9 protein-coding genes and 2 pseudogenes are annotated in these 10,251 nt (G+C 73.2%); 5 read left to right on the top strand and 6 right to left on the bottom strand.

Annotated elements, in window-relative coordinates; genetic code table 11:
• On the top strand, positions 1 to 295 hold a 295-nt coding region (locus tag ACWERV_RS35910), incomplete at its 5' end, for a response regulator transcription factor (protein ID WP_452941025.1).
• Between the two features lie 355 nt (positions 296 to 650).
• Here the strand turns inward: ACWERV_RS35910 and ACWERV_RS35905 are convergent.
• Positions 651 to 1,418, bottom strand: a complete 768-nt coding sequence (locus tag ACWERV_RS35905) for an SDR family oxidoreductase (protein ID WP_452941023.1) — start codon at positions 1,416 to 1,418, stop codon at positions 651 to 653.
• An 81-nt stretch (positions 1,419 to 1,499) separates the two neighbouring features.
• Between ACWERV_RS35905 and ACWERV_RS35900 the strand changes: the two genes are divergently transcribed.
• Together ACWERV_RS35900 and ACWERV_RS35895 are read left to right on the top strand one after the other, a co-directional pair.
• Positions 1,500 to 2,180: a TetR/AcrR family transcriptional regulator gene (locus ACWERV_RS35900; RefSeq protein ID WP_452941021.1), complete on the top strand. Its 681-nt coding sequence runs from the start codon at positions 1,500 to 1,502 to the stop codon at positions 2,178 to 2,180.
• 47 nt (positions 2,181 to 2,227) lie between these two features.
• Positions 2,228 to 2,635, top strand: a pseudogene (locus ACWERV_RS35895) (transposase); the annotation flags it as partial.
• Here the strand turns inward: ACWERV_RS35895 and ACWERV_RS35890 are convergent.
• The 5 genes and pseudogenes from ACWERV_RS35890 to ACWERV_RS35870 form a co-directional block, all read right to left on the bottom strand.
• Positions 2,572 to 2,805: pseudogene (locus ACWERV_RS35890) on the bottom strand (ATP-binding protein); the annotation flags it as partial. The pseudogenes ACWERV_RS35895 and ACWERV_RS35890 sit on opposite strands and share 64 nt — an antisense overlap.
• A gap of 446 nt (positions 2,806 to 3,251) precedes the next feature.
• Positions 3,252 to 3,902 carry an NAD(P)-dependent oxidoreductase gene (locus ACWERV_RS35885; RefSeq protein ID WP_452941019.1) on the bottom strand — a complete coding sequence of 217 codons (651 nt, stop codon included), beginning with the start codon at positions 3,900 to 3,902 and terminating at the stop codon, positions 3,252 to 3,254.
• Positions 3,903 to 4,017: 115 nt separating this feature from the next.
• On the bottom strand, positions 4,018 to 4,254 hold the full coding sequence (locus ACWERV_RS35880) for a DUF7660 family protein (protein WP_452941017.1): 237 nt from the start codon (positions 4,252 to 4,254) through the stop codon (positions 4,018 to 4,020).
• 51 nt (positions 4,255 to 4,305) lie between these two features.
• Entirely contained in the window at positions 4,306 to 4,551 is a 246-nt protein-coding gene (locus tag ACWERV_RS35875) for a hypothetical protein (protein ID WP_452941015.1), read from the bottom strand.
• A 105-nt stretch (positions 4,552 to 4,656) separates the two neighbouring features.
• The gene (locus ACWERV_RS35870; RefSeq protein ID WP_452941013.1) at positions 4,657 to 5,331 is read right to left on the bottom strand and encodes a hypothetical protein; all 675 of its coding nucleotides are present in this window, start codon (positions 5,329 to 5,331) and stop codon (positions 4,657 to 4,659) included.
• 258 nt (positions 5,332 to 5,589) lie between these two features.
• Here ACWERV_RS35870 and ACWERV_RS35865 point away from each other — a divergent pair, with 258 nt between their 5' ends.
• The gene (locus ACWERV_RS35865) at positions 5,590 to 7,701 is read left to right on the top strand and encodes a restriction endonuclease (RefSeq protein WP_452941011.1); all 2,112 of its coding nucleotides are present in this window, start codon (positions 5,590 to 5,592) and stop codon (positions 7,699 to 7,701) included.
• Positions 7,702 to 7,861: 160 nt separating this feature from the next.
• Positions 7,862 to 10,251 (top strand): phosphodiester glycosidase family protein (locus ACWERV_RS35860; protein WP_452941009.1); only part of this gene is annotated, 2,390 nt, incomplete at its 3' end.

Below are 10,251 nucleotides of genomic sequence, written 5' to 3'. Positions count from 1 at the left end.
CTCCGCGCTGGAGCGGGTGCACGGCGGCGGCACGGTGTTCGATCCGGAGGTAGTGCGCCGCCTTCTGGCGCGCACACGCCACACCGACGATCTCGGTCTGCTGACAGACCGTGAGCGAATCGTGTTGACACTCATGGCCCAGGGTTGCACCAACACTGCCATCGCACAGCAACTGTTCATCTCCAGGAGCGCGGTGGAGAAACACACCAACGCGGTGTTCGACAAACTGCGGCTGCCGCGGGACGACAGTACTAACCGCAGGGTGCTGGCGGTGCTGCGATTCCTGGGAGGCTAACCTCGCGCTTTCACGTACCGACCAGAAGAAGTGCAGCCAGAGAGGTGAGGGGGGCCTCTGACTTGGGACACCGGGCTCGTTCTGCGCCTTGGTCGTCGTCATGAACGCCGCACTCCTCAGGTGAAGCCGAGGGCACAGCACCTGAACGCGCAGCACGCGCTCCTGTAGCACCTCGCGTTGGCCGGTGGTGGCCGTGCCGGCTGCCTGGCCTCGGTGTCTGTGCCACGCGGAGCGCGTGTCACATACCCCGTGCGGGGTCGTTCAGTCGACGGAGTGTGCGAGCCGCACTTCGGCGTGCCCGTCAGTCACGGGACACCGTCCGACTGCTCTTGCGTGGGCGGTGGGGCCGGGAGGGTCAGAGGCCGAGCAGTGAACCGCCGGTGGCGTCGATGTCTTGACCGGTGATCCATTCTGCGTCGTCGGAGGCGAGGAGGGCGACGACGTTGCCCACGTCCGCTGCGCTGCCGATGCGCTTGAACGCGGAGTACGACTCACCGTGGGTGCGGGCCGCGGGGTCGGCGAGCCAGGCGTTGGCCTCGGTTTCGGTGATCCCCGGGGCGACCGAGTTCACGGTGATGTTGCGGGGGGCCGGCTCCAGCGCCAGGGTGCGTGTGAGGGTGGTCAGTGCTCCCTTCGATGCGGCCGTGGCGGCGATGGCCGGGAAGGCGACGCGGGTGAAGCCCGAGGTGGTGTTGATGATGCGGCCACCGTCGCGCAGCCGGTCGAGGCCGAGTTTGATGACGAAGAACGGTGCCTTGATGTTCACGTCGAAGACCTGGTCGAAGGCGGCTTCGTCGGTGTCCTTGATGCCGGCCGTCACCGCGGTGCCGGCGTTGTTGGCCAGGATGTCCAGGCCACCGCGCGGGTCGTGCGCAACGATGGCCGCGTCGAAGGCCGCCCACAGGGCCTCGGCGTCGCCCGGCCTTCCCAACTCGGCCTGGATCGCGAAGGCGCGGCCGCCCGCTGTCTCGATGGCCGTGACGGTGTCCTTGGCCGCCTGCTCGTTGGTGTTGTAGTGCACCGCGACGAGCGCGCCGGCCTGGGCCAGTCGTTCGCAGATGGCGCGGCCGATACCTCGGCTGCCGCCCGTGACCAGTGCCGTCTTGCCCTTGAGTGAGCCCATGGCTCCGCCCCCCATTTTTTAGTAGTGACTACTACAGAAAGGACCTAGCAGATTCTTTAGCGATGGCTATAGAATGTTCGTGTGGCAACGAGACAGCGGGGCCGCCCGCGTTCCTTCGATCGCACCGCCGCGCTGGACAGCGCGATGCGGTTGTTCTGGGAACGTGGCTACGAATCGACGTCCATCGCCGACCTGACACGTGTGCTCGGCATCGGGCCGCCGAGCCTCTATGCCGCTTTCGGGGACAAAGAGTCACTGTTCAAGGAGGCGGTGGACTTCTATGTCCGCACCTACGGGGCGTACCTGGCCGAGGCGCTGACGCAGGAGCCGACCGCATACCGCGCCGTGGCGCGGGCCTTGCACGAAGCCGCCCGTGAACTGACGTCCGACAACCGTCCGCGTGGCTGTCTGGTCGTCTTCGGAGCGAGCAACGTCACAGCCCAGTCGACCGGGGTGGAGCGGGAGTTGCTGCGCCACCGCCGGTCGTTCGAGGAAGCCTTCGCAGCAAGGATCGCTCAGGGGGGCGAGGAGGGTGACGTGCCCCGATGTACTGACACCCGAGCGCTGGCTCGTTTCACGTCCTGCGTCTTCCAGGGGATGTCGCAGCAGGCCAGAGACGGTGCGAGTCAGCACGATCTGGAAAAGGTCGCGGAATCGGCGATGATGGCGTGGCCCAGCAACGACCACGCACCAGCCCCGGGCGTTCGTGGGGCCGGTTGTCCGGCAGTTGATCATGCCAGTGCCCCAGACCAGCGCGAATAAGGATCGACTAGGCCCTTGTTCACGCGTCCGCCGGAGGCACTTCCCAGGTGAGTAAGCGTTCCGTGTCATACCCGCGTGTGCTGGTGTCGGGTGACGGTCGGCTGGTGGTCTCGCAGGCCGGTTCGGTCCTGCTGGTGGAGACGGTCCGTAAGACCGGACTCGACCGGGCGATATCCGCCGCGCTGACATCCTGGCGGAAGCCGCGGGCCGTCCACGATCCTGGCAGGACCCTCTTGGATCTTGCGCTGGCGGTCGCGATGGGCGGGGACCGCCTGGCCGACATCGCCATGCTGCGGGCCGAGCCGGCCCTTGGACGGAGTGCTGGTGATCGCGCACTCGGACAAGGAGGACGCGGCCCCGACCACATCACCGCCACCCGCCAGGCCCTGGCCCAACTGCCCAGGAGGTACCGGCGGGGACGGCAGACACTGATCCGCACCGACTCTGCGGGCGGCCCCTCGGCGCCGCGACCGTGCCGGACGGCGTTGACGACCGCTTCGAGAACCGCCACGTGGATCGCCGACCGTGCGGCCTCGGTCAACGGCAAATCGGTGAGAAACGTCCGCAGCTCACGCTGAACTCGCGTCAGCTCCGGATCGTCGCCCGGGTAGAGAGCCAACTTCACAAGCCACTGCCCCGTTCAGGCAGGCCGACCCACTGCGCGATCACGGGCGGCCTTCCATCCGTGATCGAACTGTCCTTCCGTCCTCTCCCCTTCTCCCGGAACCACCAAGCTCGCTCAATCGAGTGATCACGCTCCCCGGCGCGCGGTCGGGCGGCGGCCGAATCGGCCACTGCCTCACTCCGGCTCGCCGTCGTCGTCCTCGTCCAGTTCGGGCGCGTCCGGGTCGCGCAGCGGGCGCAGGGCGCCGGCGGCTGACAGCCTGGACCGCCTCTGAAATGGGCACGCCATCCTCCGCGTCGGAAGGCTTCAGGACTGATGGCCTTGCAACACGGTCAACTGGTCAAGCAGAAAGGGCGGCTACGACACGCCTTCCTGCCCGGAGAACACCGTCGTCGGGCGCGCGGAGGAGCCGGGCCCCTCCGCGGCAACGGACGCGGACGCGGACCTCAGTAGCCGACGGTGAAGCGCTCCCCGATGTGCCGCGGGTGCTCGACCTCGTCGAGGACGGCGACGGCGTAGTCCTCGGTGGAGATCCGGCTGCGGCCGTCCGCGCCGACGACCAGGTCGTCCAGCGCGATGCGGTACGTGCCGGTGCGCTCGCCGGGCTCGATCGTCGCGGCGGGGCTGAGGTTGGTCCAGCGCACGTCGTCGACCGTGCGGAGGTGGTCCAGCGCGTCGCCGTGCGCGTGCATGATCTGGAGCAGGAACTCGGGCAGCCCCTCGGCGTCCCACACCCGCGTGCCGTCCGGTGTGCGCAGCGATCCGGCGCCGCCGACGACGATCGCCCGCGGCGCGTCGGCCCCGAGCGCGCGCAGCCCCGCGACCAGCGATTCGACGCTCGGCTCGATGAGGGCCAGGTGGCCCGGCCCGTCGCCGCCGCCGACCGCGCTGATCACGACGTCCTGCCCGCGGCCCGCCTCGGTGACCGACCCCGGGTCCAGCACGTCCCCGACGACCACGGCGAGGTTGGGGTCCGCGAGTGTGAGCCTCGCCGGGTCGCGGACGACGGCCGTGACCTGGTGGCCGCGCCGCAGCGCCTCCGCCAGGACGCGCGTTCCGATGGTTCCGGTGGCGCCGTACAGCGCGATCTTGGACACGTGGTGCTCCCGCTCCGAGGTGGTCGTTCAGCCGTTCCCGCCACCTCACCACACCCGCGGCCCGCTGCTCGCCGCCCCCGCCGACGCGACCCGATCGGCGCACACCGCCCGCGGGTTACTCGTAGACGGTCGCGGCACCGAGCACGAAGGCGAGGTAGCCCCACTCCGCAGGGGTGTCGGCGGACGCCTCGCGGCCGTGTGCCCCGAGGCAGGCGGCGAGCGCGTCGAGGAAACGCTCCAGCGTCGCGTTCTCCCAGGTGTCACCGCGCCGCCGGTAGTCGGCGAGCAGTTCCCCGACGTACCGGGCGAGATCCTCCCGGCTGCGCACGCCGGGCTCCGTGGGCAGGCTCATACCGGTCATCCTCGCCGGTACGCGGCCCGGTCCGCCACCGCTCCGGCGGGACTACCCGGCGATCAGCGCCGCGACGGCGCAGCCGACGACGACCAGCAGCAGGAACGTCACGGTGTGCCACACGAGGATCCGGTTGCCCTCCGGGCCCGGGTAGGAGCGCGCCCGGCTGCCCATCCGCTCCCACTCCTCGGGGTGTTCGGCCCGGAACCGGGTGCGGACCGGGCCTGCGCGGCGCACCCAGTACGTCATGTTCGCGGCTATCGCCGCCACGACGAGGATCCCCCATGCGATCAGCATGGACGGCACCTTAAGGGCGGGCCGCCCGCCGGGACCACGCGCCCGACGGGATCCGCGCGGGATCCGCGGGCCGGGTCAGGGTCAGGGCCCGGGTGCCGGACCGCGTCAGCCGGTGGCCCCGGCCAGGCGGCGCATGATCGCCATCAGCTCGTCGGGCGGAACGATGCTCGACATGCGGCTCGCCGGGTCGAAGTGCGTGATCGACGTCAGGGTTCCCGCGCGCCACCAGAACACCCGGGGGGACAGCCGTCCGGGCCCGTCCTCGTAGGCGCCCTGGGCGAACTGCGCCAGGGAGTTGACGGCCTCGGCGACGTGCCGGTCGGCGAGCGGGTGGAAGACCAGGTTGTGCCGGTTCGGGACGACCAGCAGCACGCCCTCCGCCGGGAGCGCGGGGCCGCCCGCGGCCCGCACCGCCTCCTCGAACACGAGCACCTTGCTGGCCGCGAACACCGACTCCGGGTGGCCGAGCAGGTGCAGGACGGCGCCGCCGGGCAGGTCGACGGTGTCGTAGTCGACGGGCGAGGCCAGCAGGTTGGCGCGGGCGGCGGCGACCAGGGTGTCCCACGGGACGCGGGCCACGTCGCTGTCGTCGAGGACGCGGACGGTGTCGGGGGTGTCGAGGGCTATGCCGGCCAGCAGGTCGGTGGCCAGCGGGCGCAGGTAGCCGAACTGCCCGCGCGCCTCCTGGGGTATCGACTCCTCGGCGACCAGCCGCAGATACACGTCGCGCAGCGGGCCCTGGGCGGTGGCGTGGTCGGCGGGGGCTTGCGGGTGGCTCATGCGCGGTTCCTCGGATCGTGCGGCCGCGGCCGGTCGCCGGGCACGTCGGACGGAAGCTCCGCCCGCCGGTCGCGGCCGGATCTGTTCCCCCATCAGATCACGGGGGTACGACAGCGCGGCATGCGGCCGGGTGCGGCACCGCAGGGGCGTGGGCAGTCGGGGCGGGGCACCCCTAGAATCGGACAAACGTGCCGCCGGCCCGGGGGCGAGCCCGTGGGGGGCCGCGGGCGGGCGGGGTTCGGGGAGGGCAGTCACCGTATGAGTCGTCGCTCCGCCAGTGGTCCGCTGGCCGCGTGGGCCGAGGCGCAGCGGCGCCAGCAGCGCCAGCAGGAGGCCCAGGTGCGCGCCCAGGCGCAGGCGCAGCGGCAGCGGGCGCAGCAGCAGCGGGCGTACGAGCGGGAGGTGGCGCGGCGGGACCGGGAGCGGCAGGCGGCCTACCGGCAGGGCCAGGAGGCCGAGGCGCAGCGGCTGACCGACGAACTCGACCAGCGGGTGGCCGCGTTGGAGGGTCTGCTCGCGGCGGGGTGCCGGGCGCCCGCGTTCGGGACGGGCGGCCTGGCGCGATCCGAGCGGTTGCAGCCGTTCGACCCGGGCCCGCTCGGGCGGCCCGTGCCGATGCCCGACCCGGCGCGCTACCGCCCGCCGCAGAACGCCGCGTGGGGCCGGGGCGCCCGGCGCCGCGCGGAGGACGAGGCGCAGGCGCGCTACGCGCACGACCTGCGCGCGGCCCAGCACGCGGAGCAGCAGCGGCAGACCCAACTCGCCGCCTACCGGCGGCAGTACGACGAGTGGGCGGCCACCGCGCTGGCCGCGATACGCCGCCACAACACCGAAGTGGCCGCCTCCGTCGCCGCGTTGCGCGGCGGCGACCCGCAGGCCGTCGTCGAGTTCTTCTCCGCCGCCCTCTACGCCTCCACCGCCTGGCCGGAGGATCTGCCGCGCTCGGTGAGCGCCGCGTACGACCCGGCGCAGCGGCAGCTCGTGCTGACGTGGCAGCTCCCGGCGTACGACGTGGTGCCGGAGACGAAGTCGGTGCGCTACATGCCGAGCGCCGACCGGCTCAAGGAGACGCCCCGCCCGGCGACCCAGCGCCGCGCCCTCTACCGCGACCTGCTCGCGCAGTGCGTGCTGCTCGCGCTGCGCGACCTGTTCGCGGCGGACGAGCCGGGCGCCCTGGAGTCGGTGGCGCTCACCGGTTACGTGGACGGCCACGACCCGGTGACCGGCCGCCGTTCGCAGCTCCAGCTCGCGTCCGTCACCGCCACCCGCGGCGACTTCGAGCGGCTGGACCTCGCGCGGGTCAGCGCCGCGGACTGCCTGGTGGAGGCGCTGGGCGGGCAACTGTCGGCGCGGCCGGACCAGTTGGCGGCGATACGTCCGGGCAGGCTGCCGGAGGACGTCGGCGGCGCGGCGGGCGGCTCCGCGGTCGTGACGCACGGCGGGGACGACGAGCCCGACCTCTTCACGATGGATCCGCTCGTCTTCGAGCAGCTCGTCGCCGAGCTGTTCCGGGCGATGGGCATGCAGGCCGTCACGACCGTGCGCTCCGGCGACGGCGGGGTGGACGTGGACGCTCTCGACCCGGCGCCGATCACCGGCGGTTCGATCGTGGTGCAGGTCAAGCGCTACCGGCACACCGTCCCGCCCACCGCCGTCCGCGACCTGTTCGGCACCGTGCAGCACGCGGGCGCCAACAAGGGCGTGCTGGTGACGACGTCGCGGTTCGGCCCGACCGCGCACACCTTCGCGCACGGCAAGCCGCTCGAACTCGTCTCCGGCGAACAGCTGGTGGAGCTGCTGCACGCGCACGGCCTGCGCGGCCGCCTCGGCCCCTCGCCGACGGCCGCCCCCGTACCGCCGCAGGACGACGACGAACCCGCCGACGACCACAACGTGCTGGCCCTGAGCTGGACCGGGGACGTGCCGCTGGACGTGTGCGCGCTGGTGTGCGCGGGCACCACCGCGCTCAGCGACGAGCACTTCGTCTTCTACAACAACCCCCGCACGCCCGACGGCACGGTCCGCGCGATCCCCGCGCCGCCGCCCGACCGGGCCGCGCTGCGGGTCGCCTTCGACGCGCTGCCCGCCCGCGCCGACCGGCTCGTGCTGGCCGCCGCGCTCGACCCGACCGCGGTGACCGCGCACACCGACCTGACCGCCTTCACGTCCGCGACGCTGCGGCTGCTGGACGCCGCCCGCGCCGACCTCGGCTCGCTCGCGGTGTCGGAGGGCCGTCCCGGCGAGACCGCGCTCGTCCTCGGCTCCTTCCGCCGCCGCGCGTCCGGCGACTGGGACTTCGTGCCCGGCGGCAAGGGCTACCCGGGCGGTCTGGAGGCCCTCATCCACGACTACGGCATCGACACGGAGTAGTCCCGGCGCCGCACGCCCCGCACGCCTCTGACGTGCACACACGTCCCGCCATGCGGAATGACGGAACCGTGGCGCCGTCAGGTGTTCACCTCGACGTCCGTTCCCGGGCAAGTACGACCGCCTAGCGTCAGCAGCCATGGACACGGATGCGAGCAGGGACATGAGGACGGAATCGGGCGCCGCGGCGGCGGCAGGCGGCCAGGTCACGCGGCGCGGGCTGATCGCCGGGGCGGTGGCGGCGGGCCTCGTCGCGGGCGGGGTCGCCGCCGGCGCGACCCCCGCGTACGCGGCGGGCGGCGGCGACGCGCAGGGGCACGGGCACGGGCACGACGGGCCCGCGGGCAACGGACCGGGGCAGCCCGCGCGCTTCAAGGCGCCGGTGTACGACCTGGCCGTGGACGGCGAGTCGGTCGTCGCGGGCCGGGTGGACCGGCCGGTCGCCCCGGGCATCGTGCTGACGTCCTTCGACCTGTTCGGGCGGACGGGCTGGATGCGCGCCCATGTGCTGAACGCCGACCTGGGCACCGCGTCGGTGTCCGTCGACCTGGTCGCCGCCGAGGTCAGCCACGCGCGGCCGCTCGCGGGCGCGGCGGACGGGCAGCACGCGGTGGCCGCCGTCAACGGCGACTACTTCGACATCACCGAGACCTACGCGGCCGAGGGCCCGGAGATCAAGGGCGGTCAGCTGCGCAAGGGCACGAGCACCGCGCAGACGGTCATGGCGATCGGCGCCGACCGTGTCGCGCGGCTCGCGGACCTCATGATCACCGGTACGGTCACGGTCGCGGGCACCACACGCCCGCTCGCCGCGCTCAACTCGCCCACCGTCCCGGCGAACGCGGTGTCGGTCTACACCCCGCTGTGGGGACCGGCCGACCGCACGCTGCTCCAGGACCCGGGCCCGTACACCGAAGTCGTCGTCAGCGGCGGCGTGGTGAGCGCGGTGAACGCGCAGCTGACGTCAACGGCCGTACCCGCCGACGGCTTTGTCGTGCTGGGCCGCGGCACGGCGGCCGCGCAGCTCGCCTCGGTGCGCCAGGGCGACCCGGTGAGCGTGGACTTCGCGCCGAAGAGCGACGCGCCCGGCGCGCCGGCCGTGGCGCTGGGCAGCGGCGCGGTGCTGGTCGAGGGGGGCACGGCGGTGGACTTCCCGCCGAGCACCGGCAACGACGCGCCCAAGCCGCGTACCGCGGTGGGCTGGCCGCAGGGCGGGCACCGGCTGCTGCTGGTCGCCGTGGACGGCTCGGCGAACTTCTCCGCGGGGCTGAGCTTCGACGACATGGCCGTGCTGATGGCGCGGCTCGGCGCGTACGAGGCCTTCATGCTGGACGGCGGCGGCTCCACCGAGATCGTCGCGCGGCGCCCCGGCGACAGCGGTGTGAGCGTCGTCAACACGCCCTCGGACGGCGGCGAGCGGCCCGTCCCGAACGGTGTCGGCCTCTTCTCCCGGCCGGGCTCGGGCCAGTTGCGCGGCCTGGACGTGCGCCCGCGGGCCGACCGCGTGGTGCCGGGCCTGACGGTGGACGTCGCCGTGGCCGGTTACGACGAGGCGTGGGGCCCGGCGGGCACCGGCGGCCACAAGGTCGGCTGGTCGGCGACGCCCGGCTCGCTCGGCTCCGTCAGCGACGGCGTCTTCCGCGCCCGCCGCTCCGGTGCCGGTGTGCTGCGCGCCCACGCGGGCGCGGCCGACGGCGAGGCCGGGCTGCGCGTGCTGGGCGAGCTGCACCGGCTGGCCTTCACACAGCGCGCGGTCACCATCGACCCGGGCGCGACCGCGACCGTGGCGCTGACCGGCTACGACGCGGACGGCTTCGACGCGCCCGTCGCACCGCGCGACGTCGCGCTCGACTACGACAAGGCCGTCCTCACGGTCACCGCGACCGCCACCGGCCTGACCGTCACCGGCGCCGCGGACGGCGGCGGCACGACGGCGACGCTCACCGCGACCGTGCAGGGTGTCACCGCCAGGCTCCCGGTCACCGTCGGCCTGGTGGACGTCTCGCTCGGCGAGTTCGAGGCCGCCGGGCAGTGGACGGCGCTGGCCGCGCGGGGTACGGCGTCGGTCGCGGTGGTCGCCGCCGACGACCGCCCGGGGGCCGCGGCCGGGAACCACGCGCTCCAGCTGACGTACGACTTCACCGGGCAGTCCAGCACGTCGGCCGCCTACGCGGTGGCCGCGCCCGGACCGCTCACGCTGCCGCCGGGCACCAAGAAGCTGGCGCTGTGGGTCAACGGCGACGGCAAGGGCCACTGGCTGCGCGCGATGCTCTCCTCGCAGGGCACCACCAACGTGCCCTTCACCTTCGCCACCGTCGTCGACTGGACGGGCTGGCGGCGGGTCGTCGGCGACATCCCCGCGGGCTTCTCCGACCCCGTCACGCTCTCCCGCCTCTACATCGCCGAGACCGCGCAGACCAACAAGAACGCAGGCGTGCTGCTCTTCGACGGTCTCGCCGCACAGGTCGGGCAGGAGCCGGACGCGTCCGAGCCGCCGCAGCCCGACCCGTACGTCGTCGAGCAGGGCGAACTGCCCGACCGGCGCTGGACGTT

The organism is Streptomyces sp. NPDC004031, assembly GCF_053604375.1.
Note: the sequence above shows the minus strand (reverse complement) of the source record. Positions and strands in the feature narration are given on the sequence as shown.

Bases quoted from the DNA above. Each gene is read 5' to 3' on its own strand.
- ACWERV_RS35905 (WP_452941023.1), bottom strand. From the start codon at position 1,418: ATGGGCTCACTCAAGGGCAAGACGGCACTGGTCACGGGCGGCAGCCGA.
- ACWERV_RS35880 (WP_452941017.1), bottom strand. From the start codon at position 4,254: ATGAGCCTGCCCACGGAGCCCGGCGTGCGCAGCCGGGAGGATCTCGCC.
- ACWERV_RS35875 (WP_452941015.1), bottom strand. From the start codon at position 4,551: ATGCTGATCGCATGGGGGATCCTCGTCGTGGCGGCGATAGCCGCGAAC.
- ACWERV_RS35870 (WP_452941013.1), bottom strand. From the start codon at position 5,331: ATGAGCCACCCGCAAGCCCCCGCCGACCACGCCACCGCCCAGGGCCCG.
- ACWERV_RS35865 (WP_452941011.1), top strand. From the start codon at position 5,590: ATGAGTCGTCGCTCCGCCAGTGGTCCGCTGGCCGCGTGGGCCGAGGCG.